Annotated in this window: 9 protein-coding genes; 6 read left to right on the forward strand and 3 right to left on the reverse strand. The window is 70.2% G+C overall.

Features of this window, described 5'->3' with window-relative positions:
* Positions 1-4: 4 nt before the first annotated feature.
* The 3 genes from recD to recC are packed head-to-tail and all read right to left on the reverse strand — an operon-like array spanning position 5 to position 9,401.
* Complete coding sequence (gene recD, locus M9799_RS06980) at positions 5-2,113, reverse strand: exodeoxyribonuclease V subunit alpha (RefSeq protein ID WP_231043141.1); 2,109 nt, start codon at positions 2,111-2,113, stop codon at positions 5-7.
* Positions 2,110-5,808 carry an exodeoxyribonuclease V subunit beta gene (gene recB / locus M9799_RS06985; RefSeq protein WP_231043140.1) on the reverse strand — a complete coding sequence of 1,233 codons (3,699 nt, stop codon included), beginning with the start codon at positions 5,806-5,808 and terminating at the stop codon, positions 2,110-2,112. The genes recD and recB overlap by 4 nt, the downstream gene beginning before the upstream one ends.
* A complete protein-coding gene (recC, locus tag M9799_RS06990; RefSeq protein WP_231043139.1) occupies positions 5,805-9,401 on the reverse strand; it encodes an exodeoxyribonuclease V subunit gamma in 3,597 nt (1,198 codons plus the stop codon). The genes recB and recC overlap by 4 nt, the downstream gene beginning before the upstream one ends.
* 468 nt (positions 9,402-9,869) lie before the next feature.
* Between recC and M9799_RS06995 the strand changes: the two genes are divergently transcribed.
* The 6 genes from M9799_RS06995 to metC all read left to right on the forward strand — a co-directional run bounded on the left by M9799_RS06995 (position 9,870) and on the right by metC (position 16,270).
* Entirely contained in the window at positions 9,870-11,504 is a 1,635-nt protein-coding gene (locus M9799_RS06995; RefSeq protein ID WP_422692656.1) for a rhodanese-like domain-containing protein, read from the forward strand.
* Between the two features lie 187 nt (positions 11,505-11,691).
* A complete protein-coding gene (locus M9799_RS07000) occupies positions 11,692-12,543 on the forward strand; it encodes a transporter substrate-binding domain-containing protein (protein WP_231043137.1) in 852 nt (283 codons plus the stop codon).
* A gap of 9 nt (positions 12,544-12,552) precedes the next feature.
* Entirely contained in the window at positions 12,553-13,302 is a 750-nt protein-coding gene (locus M9799_RS07005; protein WP_231043136.1) for an amino acid ABC transporter permease, read from the forward strand.
* Positions 13,292-14,098, forward strand: coding sequence for an amino acid ABC transporter permease (locus M9799_RS07010; RefSeq protein ID WP_231043135.1), 807 nt, complete (start codon positions 13,292-13,294; stop codon positions 14,096-14,098). The genes M9799_RS07005 and M9799_RS07010 overlap by 11 nt, the downstream gene beginning before the upstream one ends.
* Positions 14,085-14,993 carry an amino acid ABC transporter ATP-binding protein gene (locus M9799_RS07015; RefSeq protein ID WP_304505204.1) on the forward strand — a complete coding sequence of 303 codons (909 nt, stop codon included), beginning with the start codon at positions 14,085-14,087 and terminating at the stop codon, positions 14,991-14,993. The genes M9799_RS07010 and M9799_RS07015 overlap by 14 nt, the downstream gene beginning before the upstream one ends.
* Positions 14,990-16,270, forward strand: a complete 1,281-nt coding sequence (metC, locus tag M9799_RS07020) for a cystathionine beta-lyase (protein WP_231043134.1) — start codon at positions 14,990-14,992, stop codon at positions 16,268-16,270. The genes M9799_RS07015 and metC overlap by 4 nt, the downstream gene beginning before the upstream one ends.
* Positions 16,271-16,356: the final 86 nt, after the last annotated feature.

The raw sequence follows: 16,356 nt of genomic DNA on the forward strand, positions 1-16,356 counted from the left end.
CCCCTCACTCCACCCACGGCGCAAACCCATCCGCCGGCGCCAGCGGCGGCGCCTGCCGGATTTCGCGCGCCCGCTGTTCGAGAAATCCCAGCAGACCACTCGCACGCTGCGTCGGGCTATGGATGGCGCTGGCCAGCAATCCCGGCGCCTGGGACATCAGCGTGAAGGCGCGGCGCGCGCGCGTGATGCCGGTGTAGACCAGCTCGCGGCCCAGCACGCTGCCGGCGTGGGCCGAGAGCACCAGCGCCGTGTGCTCGAACTCCGAACCCTGGCTCTTGTGCACCGTCATGGCAAATGCGGTCTCCACATGCGCCAGCCGCGCCACGCCGACATCGCGCGGCTTGGGCTCGTCCAGGAAATAGACGCGCAGCCCGGCGCCCGCGCTGGCAGCCGGCAGCGTCACGCCGATATCGCCATTGAACACGCCCAGCGCCGCGTCGTTGCGCGTGACCATGACCGGGCGGCCCGCATACCATTCGCCGCGCGGCGCGATCGCGCCCTGGCTGGCGAGCGCCTTTTCCACCGCGCGGTTCAGGCCCTGCACGCCCCATTCGCCCTCGCGCACCGCGCACAGCAGGCGAAAGCGCTCGAAGGCCAGCAGCACGCTGCGCACCCAGGCCGCATGCGCCTGGGCGCCTGCAGAGACCGGCGGGCGCGCGGCCAGTGCCTGCGCAAAGGCCTGGTAGTTGATGCGTCCGGGCGCGGCTTCGACAGCCATCTGCCACACGCTGTGCGCGGGCGCGCCCTCGCGCAGGCGCAGCTCGCCGCCGTCCCGGGTCTGCGCCTGCAGCAGCGCCAATGCACGCGCGCTGTTGCCGCTGTTCACGGCCTCGGCCAGCTGGCCGATGGGTCCGCCAAAGCGCCGGCTCTCGCGCAGCATCACCGTCTGCTGGGCCAGCGGAAGGGCCTGGCTGGCAGCCGCGCGGTAGGCGTCGGGCACATGCTGGCCGGCCGCGTCCAGCGCGTAGCGCGCGGTCTCGGGCGTGTAGTGGCCGGCTTCCGCACTGCGGCACAGGTCTCCCAGCACCGCGCCGGCTTCGACCGACGCCAGTTGATCCTTGTCGCCCAGGAAAATCACGCGCGCCGCCGCCGGCAGCGCATCGAGCAGCGCGGCCATCATCTCCACATGGATCATCGAGGCCTCGTCGACGATCAACACATCGACATCCAGCGGCCGGCCATGGTGGAACGCAAAGGCGCGCGTGTCGGGGCGCGCGCCCAGCAGCGAATGCAGCGTGCGCGCCGCGCCCATGCGCTGCACCAGCGTCTCCAGATCCAGCATGCCGCCCAGGCTGCCATGCAATTCCTTGAGCGAGGCATCGATGGACTGCTTGAGCCGCGCCGCGGCCTTGCCGGTGGGCGCGGCCAGCGCCACGCGCAGCCGCTCGGGTTCGGGGGCGGTGGCGAACAGCAGCGCCAGCAGGCGCGCCACGGTGTAGGTCTTGCCCGTGCCGGGGCCGCCGGTGATGACCGAGAAGCGCCCGCGCAGCGCCACCGCGCAGGCCAGGCGCTGCCAGTCGAAGGACGCGGGGGCAGAAGAAAACATCCGGTCCAGCCACTGCTGCACCTTCGCGCTCTCGACGGCCAGTTGCGCCGTGCTGCGCTGGGTGATCTGCTGCGCCACCTGGCGTTCGTAATCCCAATAGCGGCGCAGATAAAGCAGCGGCGCATGCGCGGGCCCGCCCAGCACCAGCGGCTGGCCGTGGTCGGGCGCGCTGCCCGTGCGCAGCAGCGGGCTTTGTTTCAACGCCTGCTGCCACTGCCCCAGCTGCCGCGGCAGCTGTGCCCACAGCGCGTTGAGGCCTTCGAGCGCATCCGCGGGCCAGGCCAGCACCGCGTTCGGATCGGCCACCAGCGTCGCCAGCGGCAGGCAGCTGTGGCCGCGGCCTTCCATCTGCACCAGCACGGCCGTGGCCACCAGCAGCTCGGGCGCGGCATCGCGGTCCTGCGCGGCCAGGAAGCGCGCCATGGCAATGTCGAGATGGCGCAGCAGGCCCTGCTCGCTCCATTCGCGCAGGGTAGCCAGAACACTTTCAGCCGTTGCCGGGGAAACGGGCGCCTCCGGCTCCAGCTCGGCAAACAGATCGAAGGTCAGCGTGTCGACGTTTTTCATGGCAGCCGGGCCTCCATCTCCAGATCGGGCGCATCCAGCAGCGCGCCCAGGGCATCGAGCAACTCCAGCGAGGGCGGCACCACATGCATGCCCTGCGCCGGGCCGTCGATGCCGCGCACGAAGAAATACAGCGCGCCGCCCAGATGCTGCTGCGGGTCGTAATCGTCGCCCAGGCGGCTTTGCAGCAGCCGGTGCAGCGCCAGCAGATAGAGCGCGGCCTGCACGTCGTAGCGGTGCGCCAGCATGGCATCGGCCAGCGCCTGCGCGCCATAGGCTGCCCCATCGCGGCCCAGGAAATTGGTCTTGTAATCGAGCACCCAGTAGCGCCCGTCCTGCTCGAACACCAGATCGGCAAAGCCCATCAGCATGCCGTGCAGCTGGCGCGCGGGCAGTGCGGGCCGCGGCTGTCCGGGCAGCAGATGCTGCTGGCACAGCGCGTCGATCCGCGGCGCGGGCAGCTGTTCGGCGGGCAACCAGAATTCCATTTCGGGCAGCACCTGGTCGAGCCCCGACAGCGGCACGCCCAGCGGCTCCAGCGGATGGTGCACCACCGCCGCCAGCCATTGCACCAGGTCAGCACCCTGGGCGGAGCGCCCGGCGCGCGCGCTGCGCTGCAGCAGGCGCTGGGCCAGCGGGCCGTTGCCATCGGCTTCGAGCGCGAAGTCCTCGCCCGCCAGCCATTCCAGTTCGTCGTGCACCCAGTTGCCAATGACCGGCCCCTTCATGAAGCGGTGCCAGACCGCGCCCTGCGCGGCCGGCGCGGCAACGGCGGCTGCCGGTGCATCCGCCTCGATTGGCCGCTCGTCATCGGCAGGCTGCTGCTGCGGCACGGGAGAAACCGGCAATGCCGACGCCGCCAGCGCGCGCACCAGAGACGAAAAGCTGCCAATGCCCCAGCGTCTGTCAAACTGCGCCGCATAGTGCGGTGCATCGAGCAGCGGCGCCGGCGCCTCGCGCGCGCGCAGCCGGCTGCGGCCCGGCGCATCCTGCACCGGCTGCCACCGCAGGCCGGCCGTGCCGGCATCGAGCTCTTGCAACAGCGCGCGCCAGTCGTCGGGCGTGCGCGCCTCAGGCCCGGCCAGCGTGTAGCCGGTGGCGCAGCGGTGATTGAGGCAGGTGCTGGCCTTGCTGCGCGCGGCCTGCAGCATCGGCACGCCCAGCCACAGCGCATGGCGCGCGCGCGTCAGCGCCACATACAGCAGCCGCAGGTCCTCGCGCAGGCGCTCGTCATCCGCCTGGGCCAGCTCGTCGTCGTCATAGTCCAGGCGCAGCGCGCGCCCGCCGCCGGGCTGCGGCAGGCTGACGAAACGGTCCATGCGCCGGTTGATCTCGCGGAAGCTGCAGGCGAAGGGCAGGAACACCAGCGGATATTCCAGCCCCTTGCTCTTGTGCACCGTGACCACCTTGACCAGGTCGGCATCGCTTTCCAGCCGCACGATCTGCGCGTCGCTGTGGCTGCCCTCGCCCGCGCACTGCGTGGCCAGCCAGCGGATCAGCGCCTGCTCGCCCTCGAGCTGCGCGCTCGCGGTCTGCAGCAGCTCGGCCAGATGCAGGTAGTTGGTGAGGCGGCGCTCGCCGCCGGTGTCGGCCAGCCAGCGCGCGGGCAGGTCGAACTGGTGCAGCGTCTGGCGCAGCATGGCCAGCACGCCCTGCCCCAGCCACACGCCCTGCAGCGCGCGCAATTGCTCGCAGCGCGCATCGAAGGCCTCGTCATCAGCTGCCAGCCAGCCGAGTTCGTCGAGCGAGAGATCGAGCAGCCGCGTCGCCAGCCCGGCGCGCACCGCGCGCGCATCGCGCGGCGCCGCCACCGCCTGCAGCCACAGCACCAGGTCCTGCGCCTCGCTGCCGGCGAACACCGATTCGTTGTCCGAAAGATAGACCGAGGCCACGCCGCGCGCGCCCAGCTCGCGGCGCACCGAGCGCGCCTCGCTGCCGGTGCGCACCAGCACCGCGATGTCCGCCGGGCGCAGCCGCGCCAGCGGCTTGCCGGGTTCCGCAAAGCCGGCCTCGGGGTCGTTGAGCCACTGCACGATCTGCTCGGCGCAGCGCGCCGCGAAGCCGCGTTGCGCGCGCTTCGGGGTCTGCATCGCATCGAGCTCGACCTGCAGCTGCAGCGCCGCCACCGGGCCCTGTCCATCACGAAAAACTTCCTTGCGGCCCTGCGCCTGCACGGGAAGGAAGGGCAGCGGATTGGCGGCTGCATCGCCATTGCGGAACATGAAGGCCCCGGCGCCATCGCGCCGCTCGGCCTGGCCGAACCAGTGGTTGACGGCATCGACCAGCGCCTGCGTCGAGCGGTAGTTGGTGCCCAGCACATAGTGCCGCCCGGCCGTGGCGCTGCGCGCCTGCAGATAGCTGTAGATATCGGCGCCGCGAAAGCCGTAGATCGATTGCTTGGGGTCGCCGATCAGCAGCAGCGCAGTCTGCGCATCGTTGTCCGGCGTGCGGTAGATACGGTCGAACAGCCGGTACTGCAGCGGCGAGGTGTCCTGGAATTCGTCGATCAGCGCCACCGGGTACTGCGACTTGATGCGCGCGCACAGCGTCGCACCGCTGTCGCCGGCCAGCGCCCGGTCCAGGCGCTGCAGCAGGTCGGCAAAGCCAAAGGTGCCCTGCTGGCGCTTGAGCTGCGCCAGCCGCTGCAGCACGCGCGCCGCGGCATGCAGGCGCAGCCTGCCGCCCAGCGCCGGCAGCCTGGCGTGATCGGCCAACAGCTGCTGCAATGCTTCGAAACCGGATGGCAGCGCCAGCGATGGAGCGCCCTTTTTACGCGCTTCGAGCAGCCCCTCGGAGCTGAGCCGGTGGCGTGCGGAATCGGTCAGCGCCAGCTCCACCTGCAGTGGATCTTCGGCCCAGTCGATGACGCCTTGCAGCCAGCCGGTGTAATTGCGCGGCGCGAGCTTGCGCCCGTCCCAGTGCGCGCCGTGATCGGCCACCTGCGCATCGAGCCAGTCGCGCAGCGATTGCGCCCGCGCGCCCCAGCCCTCGGCCAGCGCCGTCAGGGCCACGGCACGCTCGGCCTGCGCGGCCTGCACGCACTCGCCCAGGCTGCCTTCGCCGGCCGCGGGATCGATCTCCTGGTCCAGCAGGCTGTGCATGTCCTTGAGCAGCGCATCGAGCCCGCTCCAGATGCCCAGCACCGCATCCAATGGCTCGCCATCGAGCGGATAGCATTGCTGGCGCCAGTAGTCCTGCACCGCGTCGCGGCGCAGCTGCTCCTCGTCGGCCGCCAGCTCCTCGTCGAACAGATTGCCGCTGTCGAAGGCATGCTCGCGCAGCATGCGCTGGCACCAGGCATCGATGGTGAACACCGCCGCGTCATCCATTGCCTCGGCGGCCATCGCCAGGCGCCAGGCGGCCTGGGTGCGCGCGGTGCCCTCGGGGTGATCGGCCAGCAGGCCCTGCAGCAGCTGGTCGTGCTCGGCGGGCTCGCGCTCGCCGCGAAAGCACTGCACGGCCTCCGTGAGGCGCGCGCGGATGCGGTCCGAGAGCTCGCGCGTCGCGGCGCGCGTGAAGGTCATGACCAGGATCTCGGGCGGCATCAGCGCGCGCGGGTGCGCGTTCTCCTCGCCATGGCCCAGCACCAGCCGCAGGTAGAGCGCGGCAATGGTCCAGGTCTTGCCCGTGCCGGCGCTGGCCTCGATCAGGCGGCTGCCCCACAGCGGGAAGTCGCGCGCATTCAATACATGGCTCATGCCGGCTCCATCGGCGAAGAATAGATCACCGCAGCGACTTCGCCGGGCTCCAGCACCTGCACCTGCTCGGCCAGCCAGGCCAGCAGCGGCGCATGCACCGCCTCGGCCAGCGGCGCGAAGCGCCCGTCTTCCAGCAAGGCATCGAAATCGGGATAGATGCGCGCCCAGCAGGCATCATCGGCCTCGCCGGCCTGGGCAAAGCCGTCGCCTTCGTAGACCGTCTCCACGCGCGTCAGGTCCTCTCCCGCGGCGGCCGCGGCCAGCGCGGTCTTGAGCGGCAGCGGCAGCGGGCTGTCCTGCCCCGCCTGCCAGACCTGCAGCAGCGTCTGCAGTTGCGCCAGTGCCTCGCCCTGCGGCATCGGCTGCAGCACCAGCGTCGCGTCGCGCCCGGCCACGATGCCCTGCACCGCCACGCCGCAGGCCGCGGCCACCAGGCTGCGCAGATAGGGCAGCAGCACCGCCGACGGCCTGACCTCGCCGCGCGGCCCCAGCAGCGCGCGCGCCTGCAGTGCCAGCCATGCCGGCACGGCCTCGCCATCGCCGTCGGGCACGCGCAGGTCCTCGAGCCAATCGTCGAGCACCAGCCCGTCCTGCGCCAGATGCAGGCGCTGGCGCTGCAGCGGCCGGTCGAAGCGCTGGCGGTGCGCCAGCCACGATTGCAGCGAGGGCAGCACCGCCTCCTGCAGCTCGGCGCTCTTGCGCGCGCCCAGGCCCGCCAGCGGCAGCGCGCCCGCGCGCTGGATGCGCGCCAGATGCGCCGCCACGCGCTGCTCGAGCGCCTGCGGCGCCGGTGCATGCTGCGCGGGCGCGGCCTCGATCTCGGCCACCATCTGCTGCTGCAGCTGCTCCACCAGGCGATAGCCCGCCAGGCCCTGCAGCCCAAAGGCCTCCTCGTCGAAGCTCAGCTCCAGTTCCTTGTCGAAACGCACGTTCAGGCGGCTGCGGAAAAAGGCCTGCGCCGGGTGGCGCACGAAGCTGTGCAGCTGCGCCAGCGTCAGCGGCACCTGGATATCGGGCACGAAGGGTGCCAGCGGAGGCACGGCGGCAGCCGCGGCATCGGCCTGCAGGAGGTGCGCCGCACGCCATTCGCGCGCATAGGTGCGCAGCGGCGAATCGGGCGCGAAATAGCGCCGGCTGAAGGGCTGCAGCGGATGCTGGAAGCTGCGCTGCGCCAGCAGGCTGCCCTCCTCGCCGCCCTCGCCGGTCCAGCCCGCGGCCAGGTAGTCGCGCAGCTGCGACACCAGCACCGAGGGCGGCTGTTCGCTGTTGTCACGCACGCTGCGCCCGGCCCAGCTGATGTAGAGCATGCGCCGCGCCGACAGCAGCGCCTCGAGCATCAGCTGGCGGTCGTCGTCGCGGCGCGCGCGGTCGCCGGCGCGCAGCTGGCCCGGCAGCGCCATCAGGTCGAAATCGCTGCGCATCGCGCGCCGCGGGTAGTCGCCATCGTTCATGCCCAGCAGGCACACGGCCTCGAAGGGAATGGCGCGCATCGGCATCAGCGTGCAGAAGGTGACGCCGCCGGCGCGGAAACGGCTGTCCACGGAGGGCTGCTGCACGATGTCCAGCCAGGCCTGCTGGGCCACGGGCAGCTCGACATCGTCGTCGAAGCCGCCCAGCTCGCAAGCTTCCAGCCAACAAGAGAGTGCATTGTCCAGAGCTGCCAGCAGCGCGCGGTCGCCATCGGTCTCGGCCGCAAAGAAGTCCGCCAGCAGCTGGCGAAAGCGCCGCGCCCAGCCCGCGGGATCGCAGGCTTCGCCAGCCAATGACCACCAGTCCAGCAGGCGCTCGAGCAGCGTCGCCAGCTGGCCCGCGAGCTCGGCGTCCAGTCCGCCGACTTCGGCATAGGGCTCGATCTGCGCCAGCCCCGAGCCTTCATGCAATGGCCCCCCAGCGTGCGCGCCACCCGTATGCGGGCCGCTGCCGCTGGCAAAGCCCAGCAGCATGCGGTGCAGGCCGAACCAGGCGCTGTTCTGCTCGCCGCAGGCCTCGAGCCCGAGCGCGCCGCGCTGCTTCGCATTGAGCCCCCAGCGGATGCCCGCGCCCGCCATCCAGGCGCTGAGCTGGGGCAGGTTCTCGGGATCGAGCCCGAAGCGCGCGGACACGGCCGGCACGTCCAGCAGGTCGCGCAGCTCGCTCAGCCGGCAGCGCTGGCGCGGCAGGCGCAGCAGCCACTGCAGCGCCGCGACCAGCGGGTTGTTGTCGCTGGCGCTCAGGTCGGCGATGTCAAAGGGAATGTGGCGCGGATCGTGGCGGCCGTACTGCCCGAACACCGCGCGGATGGAGGCCGCCACGCCTTCGATGGCCGGCACCATCACCACCACATCGCGCGGCTGCAGCGCCCGGCCGCCGGGCGGAGCGGGCTCGGCCAGCAGTTCCAGCAGCTGGTCGTGCAGCACCTCGAGCTCGCGCACGATGCTGTGCGCGCAGTGGAAAACGATGGAACGGTCGCTGCGCGGCACGGCGCTGCGCGGGTGCTCGCCCAGCGGCACCATGTCGCGGATGGCCTGCTGCACCTGGGCCAGCAGCGGCGCCTCGGGGTCGACTTCCTCGTCGAAAATGTCCACGCGCGGCAGCTCGGCCACCGCGCCCGCGGGCAGCACGGTCTCGAAGGCATCGAGCTGGCGCACATAGTCGCGCGCCTGCCGGCCCCAGGACGACAGCAGCGGGTGCGCATGCGCATGCATCATCTCCAGCGGCAAGGCGGCCAGGTCGCGCCCGTTCTTCAGTGGCTGGCGCCGGCGCTGCATGCGCAGCAGCTCGCGCCCGTCGATGGCATCGGCCCAGTGGAAGCGGCAGGGATTGGGCACGGCCAGCAGGATCTGGCTGTGGCGCGCCATGGCGGCCAGCGTCTGCAGCATCGACAGCGGCAGATGGCTCATGCCGAACAGCACCACGCGCCGCGCGATGGGCCGCGCCGGCGGCGTATCGCCCTCGAGCGCCGCGATCACCTGGCGGTGCAGCTCGGGCCGGGTGCTGGCGCGCTCGGCCTCGCTCAGGCCCGCCAGGATGCAGCGCCACAGCTTCGGCTGCCAGATCTGCTCCTCGGGCACCGGGATGTCCGGCTTGCCTGGCGTGCGCAGCACATCGCGTTCGGCGGCCCAGTCGTCGAGCCAATCGGAGCGGTAGATCTGGTATTGGTCGAACAAATCGGCCAGCCGCTCGGCCAACTGAAGCAACCGCTCCGGGTCTCCAGGCGACAGAAACCCGGCAATCGATTCGTACCCGTCCTGCGCCGCGCACTCCGGCAACTGCCGCATCAGCCGCCAGGTCAGCGCCGTCTTGTCCAGCGGCGACTGGCGCGGCACGGCAGCGGCGCCCAGCACCTGGCGGTAGGTGCGCCACAGGAAACGCGCCGGCAGCTCGACGCGCGCCGCGGCGCACACGCCCAGCGCCTCGGCCATGCCCATCTTGAACCACTCGGCCATGCCGTTGCTCTGCACCAACACCACTTCCTGCTCCAATGCCCCGAGCGGATGCGCGCGCAGCCACGAGAACACCGTCTCGGCCAGGGTTTCGGTGCGGTTGCCATGCAGGGCAATGAGCCCTGGCTGCAGTGTCGATGCCAACGTTTTGTCCTTGGAATGCAGCGCCATGCGGCTGGATTTCCTGTCTCCGGCCGTTGCGCAAAGCGCAAAGCTTAACCCGGCGCGGGTGGATTTCCGGGGGAATGGGGGGAAATCGTTGTGGGTGAGGCCGAAGCGAGGGTTTAACTTGGCGAAGGCCTCCGGGTCTATTGAGGGCAGGACGTCCACCCTTCGACGGGGCCGCCCAGGCAAGCTCAGGGCGAACGGAAAAACCGTTCGTGGTGAGCCTGCCCTCTCGACCGTTCGTGGTGAGCCTGCCCTCTCGACCGTTCGTGGTGAGCCTGCCCTCTCGACCGTTCGTGGTGAGCCTGTCGAACCATGGACGGCCTGTCCTCAAGAAAGGACATGCCCTGCACCAGAAGGCAATTCCCCAAAGAAGTTTTCCCACATTGCATATGCACATTTCTTCGTTGGAAATGCAGTGGCACATGCATAGATTCGATCTGGCAGCGCGCAGCGCTGTCAGCCGATCCATCCATTGCAGCGCGCACTCATCTCCTTTCCCATGCCCTCCCCCTCTTCCTCCCCATCCCCGCCACCACCCTGCGCGCCTGGCTCAATGACGGCGCCGAAATCGCGCTGCTCGACGTGCGTGAAGCCGGCCAGTTCGGCGAAGGCCACCCCTTCTTTGCCATTCCCGCGCCCTACAGCCAGCTGGAAAAGGATGTCCCCCGCCTGGCTCCTCGCCGCGACACGCGCGTGGTGCTGCTCGACGCCGGCGATGGCGTGGCCGAGCGCGCCGCCGCGCGCCTTGCGGCGCTGGGCTACACCCAGTTGCATGTGCTCGAGGGCGGCGCCCCTGGCTGGGCCGCGGCCGGCTATGTGCTTTTCCAGGGCGTGAACCTGCCCTCCAAGACCTTTGGCGAACTGGTGGAACATGCCTTCGACACGCCGCGCCTGTCGGCGCAGGAACTGCAGCGCCGCCAGCAGGCGGGCGAGCCGCTGGTGCTGCTCGACGGCCGCACGCTCGCCGAGCACCGCAAGATGACCATTCCCGGTGCCACGCCCGTGCCCAACGGCGAGCTGGCGCTGCACTGGCAGGCGCTGGCGCCCGATCCGCACATGCCCATCGTCGTGCATTGCGCCGGGCGCACGCGCAGCATCATCGGCGCACAGATCCTGCGCAGCCTGGGCGTGCCGAACCCCGTGCTGGCGCTGGAAAACGGCACCCAGGGCTGGGCGCTCGCGGGCCTGCAGCTCGAGCACGGCAGCCCGCGCAGCAGCCCTGCCAACGGCAAAGCCCGCGCGCAGGACCAGGCCGCAGCCGCCGCGCTGGCTGCCGAAGTCGGCGTGCCGCAGCTCGATGCCGCGCAGGCCCAGGCCTGGATCGACGACCGCACGCGCACCACCTATGTGCTCGACGTGCGCAGCGCCGAGGAATTCGCCGCCGGCACGCTGCCCGGCGCGCACCATGCGCCCGGCGGCCAGCTGCTGCAGGCCACCGACCAGAGCATCGGCGTGCGCCACAGCCGCGTGCTGCTGCTCGACGACGAAGCGGTGCGCGCGCCGGTCGTCGCCAGCTGGCTCTGGCGCCTGGGCTATGAAACCGCGACCGTGCAGGGCGGCATCCACGCGCCGCTGCACCTGCCGCCCGACACCGCTGCCGCGCCCCAGCCCGCCACCGCGCCCATCGCAGCGCAGGACCTCGCCGCCTGGGTCGCAAGCCATGCGCCGCTGCTCGTCGACCTGCAGCCTTCGCCGGCCTACCGTCAGCAGCATGCCGCCGGCGCGCTCTGGTCCGTGCGCCCGCGCCTGGCCGCGCAGTTGCAAGCCGCGGCACGCGATGGCCAGCCCGTGCTGCTGCTCACCCCCGATGCCGCCACCGCCGCGCTGGCGCTGGGCGAGCTGCCGCAGCGCGACGCAGGCACGCTGCGATGGGCGCATGCCGCCGACTGGGTGGCCGCAGGCCTGCCCGTCGAAAGCACGCCGTACAGCCCCGCCGACAGCGAAGCCATCGACTACCTGTTCTTCGTGCACGACCGCCACGACGGCAACCTCGACGCCGCGCGCCGCTATCTGGCGTGGGAAACCGGCCTGATTGCGCAATGCGAGCCTGATGAGCTGGCAGGGTTCAGGCTGCCCAAAGCTGAGGCGACCTCCAGCGCTCCCTGAGAAAGGTCTTGGTTGTCCAGGCTTGGGCAATGTTCACGCCACATGAACAAACGCCATCGATAAACGGCCGCCAGCGGGCCCAGCGCCTTAACGCATTGCCCGCATATCGTTCATCGATAAGCTTTGTTGGCGCATCGGCCGGGCTGCCAGAAGATCACTGCCCATCTGCCATTTTCTTTTGCCCGCCATGCGCCACCTCCAAGCCTCTTTCTGCTCCTTCGCCCGGCCGTTGACCGGCGTGGCCGCCGCCCTCGCGCTGCTGGCCGGCACCGCCCATGCCGATGCCACGCTGGACAGGATCAAGCAGCGCGGCAAGGTCACCATCGGCGTGCTGATCAATGGCGGGCCCTTTGGCTCCATCGATGCCGCGACCCAGCAGCTCGTGGGCTGGAACCCCGAACTCGCGCGCGCCCTGGCCAAGGGCCTGGGGGCCGAGGCGGAGCTGGTGCAGGTGCAGACGGCGACGCGCGTGCAGTTCCTGCAGTCCGGCAAGGTCGATCTGCTGATTGCCTCGATGGAGCTCAACCCCGACCGCGCGGAGATCCTGGGCTACGCGCCCACCCCCTTCTACCGCGTGGGCGGCGCCGCTGCCGTGCGCAAGGACAGCGGCATCGCGCAATGGGCCGACCTGCGCGGCAAGCCGGTCTGCGTGTCGCAGGGCAGCAGCTTTGCCAAACCGCTCACCGCCGAATACGGCGCGCAGGTGCAGGGCTACAAGAGCGCGTCGGATTCGCTGCTGGCGCTGCGCGGCGGCAATTGCGTGGCGGCCGTGCATGACAGCACTTTGATCCACCCGCTGGTGCGCAGCAATCCCGAATGGACGCAGTACGCCGCGCCCATCGCCAGCGAGATCCTGCCGGCGCCGTCGGTGGTCTGGACGCGCAAGGGCGAGGCCGACACCATTGCTGCGGTCGACAAGGTGGTGCGGGAATGGCACCGCAGCGGCTGGCTGATCGACACCGAAAAGCGCGTCGGCATTGCACCGGCCAACCCTTTTCTTGCCGAACAGCAAGCGAAGTTCAAGACCGCCTCGCGCTGAAGCCGCAGCATGAGCGATAGCCTGCTGGTGCAGGGCGTGCAGGCACTCAAGGCCTTGGGCCTGAACTACGCCTTCATGCTGGACGACATGGAGCGCCAGGCCTTCGTGCGCGGCCTGGGCGTGACGCTGCAGCTGTGCCTGCTGACGATTCCCGGCAGCCTGGCGGTGGGCGTGCTGCTGGCCGCGCTGCTGGCCTCGGGCCGCGCCTGGCTCGCGGCGCCGGCGCGCGCCGTGGTCGAAGTCACGCGCAACACGCCGACGCTGGTGCAGCTGTACTGCGCCTTCCTGGTGCTCAACATGCTGATCACGCAGCAGTTGCGCGACTGGGGCGCGGGCCCGAATCCGCTGACGCCCTTCATCTGGGTGGTGATCGTCGTTTCACTGCACAAGGGCGTGTTCCACGCCGAGGCGCTGCGCGCGGGCATCGAGAGCGTGCCGCAGGCCACGCTCGAGGCCGCGCGTTCGCTGGGGTTCTCGCGCCGCCAGCTGCTGGCGCGCGTGCAGCTGCCGCTGGCCGTGCGCTTTGCACTGCCCTCGCTGGTCAACAACCTGGTGGACCTGGTGAAGATGACCGCCGTGGCCTCGGCCATCGCGGTGGGAGACGTGACCTACCAGTCGATCATGATCTGGTCGCAGCGCGACAACGTGCTCGAGCTGCTGCTGCTGATCCTGCTGTGGTTCGGCCTGCTGACGGGGCTGGTGAGCCTGGCGGGCCGCTGGCTCGAACAACGAATGAGGATGCCTGGCTATGGCCAATGATGCCGCCCTGCCCGCCATCGCGCCGCCCTGGCGCTTCGGCCTCGCACGCAGTCCCTGGCTGCTGGCCGGCTTGGCATCGCTGGCGCTGCTGGCGTTCTGGAGCGCCACGGGCACCACGCCGCAGGCCGTGGCGTTGCTGTGGAAATGGCTGCCGGCGCTGCTGCGCGGTCTGTGGGTCAACATCGAGATCAGCGTGCTGGCCGTGGCGCTGGGCACCATCGTCGGGCTGGTCGTGGGCGCGCTGCTGCTGTCGCCCGCAGCCCTCGTGCGCCGCATCGCGCGCCTGTATGTGCAGGCCTTTCGCAATGTGCCGCTGCTGGTGCTGATCTATTTCACGACCTATGTGTTTCCCTTCGAGGTGCAGCTCTGGCAGTGGCGCTTTCCCTTCCCCGACTGGCTCAAGGTGGTGCTGGGCCTGGCGCTGCCGACCAGCGCCAACGTGGCCGAGATCTTCCGCGGCGCGATCCAGTCGATCCCGAGCGCCCAGTGGGAGGCGGCGCAGTCGCTGGCCTTCAGGCGCCGCCAGGTCCTGCGCCTGATCGTGCTGCCGCAGTGCCTGCGGCGCATGCTGCCGCCCTGGATGAACCTCTACGCCAGCATCACCATGAGCACCTCGCTGGCCTCGCTGGTGGGCGTGCACGACGTGGTCGACATGGCGCAGATCGCCAGCAACACCGTGGTGCGCACCGACTTCACCATCCTGGTCTATTTCACGCTGCTGGCGCTGTTCTTCGCCTACTGCTACCCCATTGCCCGCGCCACCCGCGCCCTGGAGCGACGCCATGAACGCCACTGATTCCTTTCTCGCCAGGCACACGGCCCCGGCTGCGCAAGCGCCGCTGGTGCAGCTCAGGAACGTGCACCTGTCCTTTGGCGACAACGCCGTGCTCAAGAGCATCGATCTCGAGGTGCGGCGCGGCCAGGCGGTGTCCATCATCGGGCCCTCGGGCTCGGGCAAGTCGACCATCCTGCGCTGCATCACCGGGCTGCTGCGGCCGCAGGCCGGGGAGATCTCCGTGGGCGGCACGCGCGTCGATGCGCTGCGCACCGAGGCCGAGCTGATCGCGCTGCGCAAGCGCGTGGGTTTCGTGTTCCAGCAGTACAACCTGTTTCCGCACCTCACGGTGCTGCAGAACCTGGTGATCGCGCCAACCCGCGTGATCGGCCGCAGCCACGCCGCGGCCGAACGCGATGCGCGCGTGCTGCTCGAGAAGGTGCGGCTCGCGCACAAGGCCGATGCCTACCCTGGCGAGCTCTCGGGCGGACAGCAGCAGCGCGTGGCGATTGCGCGCGCGCTGGCCATGCAGCCCGAGCTGATCCTGTTCGACGAAGTCACTTCCGCGCTCGATCCCGAAACCGTGGGCGAGGTGCTCACCGTGATCCGCGAGCTGGTGCGCGAAGGCCTGACCTGCGTGCTGGTCACGCACGAGATGCGCTTTGCCGAGGAGATCAGCGACCAGGTGCATTTCACCGAGGCCGGCCGCATTGTGGAACACGGGCCTGTGTCGCAGATCTTCGGCCAGCCGCGCAGCGAGCGCACGCGCCAGTTCCTGCAGCGCGCGCCGGGCGTCGTGCCAGGCGAAGGCCCGCGCGTGCGCAACGCAGCGCCGGAGCTCGGCGAGTGCCGAAACGCTGCGCGCCAGCCAGCTGCGCTTTGCCCTTTGATCCATTGCCCCAAGAAATATCGATGACCAACACTCCCACCCATACAGGCCGCACCACGCGCCTGCTGCACGCCGGCGCACCCGATCTGCGCGGCGGCTCCGGTCCCGTCAACGTGCCCGTGGTGCGCACCAGCACCGTGCGCTTCGAGAGCAGCGCCGCCCATGCCGAGCACAACCATCGCCGCAGCGCGGGCGAACGCATTGCCACCTATGGCCGCCATGGCCTCGACACCCACCGGGCGCTGGAGGACGCTGTGACGGCACTCGAAGGCGGGCACCGCGCCTTTCTCGCGCCCTCGGGGCTGTCGGCCATCACGCTGGTGCTGCTGGCGCTGCTGGCGCCCGGCGACCATGCGCTGGTGGCCGACAGCGTCTACTCGCCGGTGCGCCGCGTCGACGACACGCTGCTGCAGCGCCTGGGCATCACGCTCGAATACTTCTCGCCCTCGCGGGACGACCTGGCCGCGAGGATCCGCCCGAACACCCGGCTGATCTATCTCGAATCACCCAGCTCGCTGCTCTATGAGGTGCTGGATCTGCCCGCGCTGGGCGCCATCGCGCGCGCGCATGGCATTCCCGTGGCCATCGACAACACCTGGAGCGGCGGCTGGTTCCACCAGCCCCTGGCGCTGGGCGCGAACATCTCCATCCACGCCTCGACCAAATACATCTGCGGCCATTCGGATGTGATGCAGGGCATCGTGGTCACCGATTCGGCCGAGTTGTCCGGGAAGATCGCCACGGCCCATGAAGCGCTGGGCCTGACGGTCGGCGCCGACGACGCCTACCTGGCGCTGCGCGGCCTGCGCACGCTGCCGGTGCGGCTGGCGCAGCACCAGCGCCATGCAACGCAGGTGGCCCAATGGCTGCTCGAGCAGCCCCAGGTCGGCCGCGTGTTCTATCCCGCGCTGCCCTCGGACCCCGGCCACGCACTGTGGAAGCGCGACTTCAGCGGCGCGAACGGCCTGGTGTCTTTCGCATTTGAAGACGCCATCGACGCGCGCGGCGCCGAGGCCTTTGTCGATGCGCTGCGCTTCTTTGCCATTGGCGCCTCGTGGGGCGGCTACGAAAGCCTGGCCTTGGTTGCCGCACGCGACCGCGTGCGCGAGCACAGCTTCTGGAGCGGCACCCAGCCCGTCGTGCGGCTGCATGTGGGGCTGGAGGAGCCGCAGGATCTGATTGCGGATCTGGGGCAGGCGTTTGCGCGGGTGGAGGAGCGCTCTTCCATCGCAGTGGAACCACCCTTCGACAAGCTCAGGGCGAACGGACTTTCGACCGTTCGTCCTGAGCCTGTCGAAGGATGAAGGGCCTGCGCTCAATTTGAGGACGGCCGTCCAAACACAACACCTCTGCCAACAACAACGGCGCCCAAGAGCGCCGTTGTTGCTTG

Source organism: Comamonas endophytica, from assembly GCF_023634805.2.
Taxonomy (GTDB): domain Bacteria; phylum Pseudomonadota; class Gammaproteobacteria; order Burkholderiales; family Burkholderiaceae_C; genus Comamonas; species Comamonas endophytica.

Bases quoted from the DNA above. Each gene is read 5' to 3' on its own strand.
- M9799_RS07005 (WP_231043136.1), top strand. From the start codon at position 12,553: ATGAGCGATAGCCTGCTGGTGCAGGGCGTGCAGGCACTCAAGGCCTTG.
- M9799_RS07015 (WP_304505204.1), top strand. From the start codon at position 14,085: ATGAACGCCACTGATTCCTTTCTCGCCAGGCACACGGCCCCGGCTGCG.
- metC (WP_231043134.1), top strand. From the start codon at position 14,990: ATGACCAACACTCCCACCCATACAGGCCGCACCACGCGCCTGCTGCAC.
- recC (WP_231043139.1), bottom strand. From the start codon at position 9,401: ATGGCGCTGCATTCCAAGGACAAAACGTTGGCATCGACACTGCAGCCA.
- M9799_RS07000 (WP_231043137.1), top strand. From the start codon at position 11,692: ATGCGCCACCTCCAAGCCTCTTTCTGCTCCTTCGCCCGGCCGTTGACC.
- recD (WP_231043141.1), bottom strand. From the start codon at position 2,113: ATGAAAAACGTCGACACGCTGACCTTCGATCTGTTTGCCGAGCTGGAG.
- recB (WP_231043140.1), bottom strand. From the start codon at position 5,808: ATGAGCCATGTATTGAATGCGCGCGACTTCCCGCTGTGGGGCAGCCGC.
- M9799_RS07010 (WP_231043135.1), top strand. From the start codon at position 13,292: ATGGCCAATGATGCCGCCCTGCCCGCCATCGCGCCGCCCTGGCGCTTC.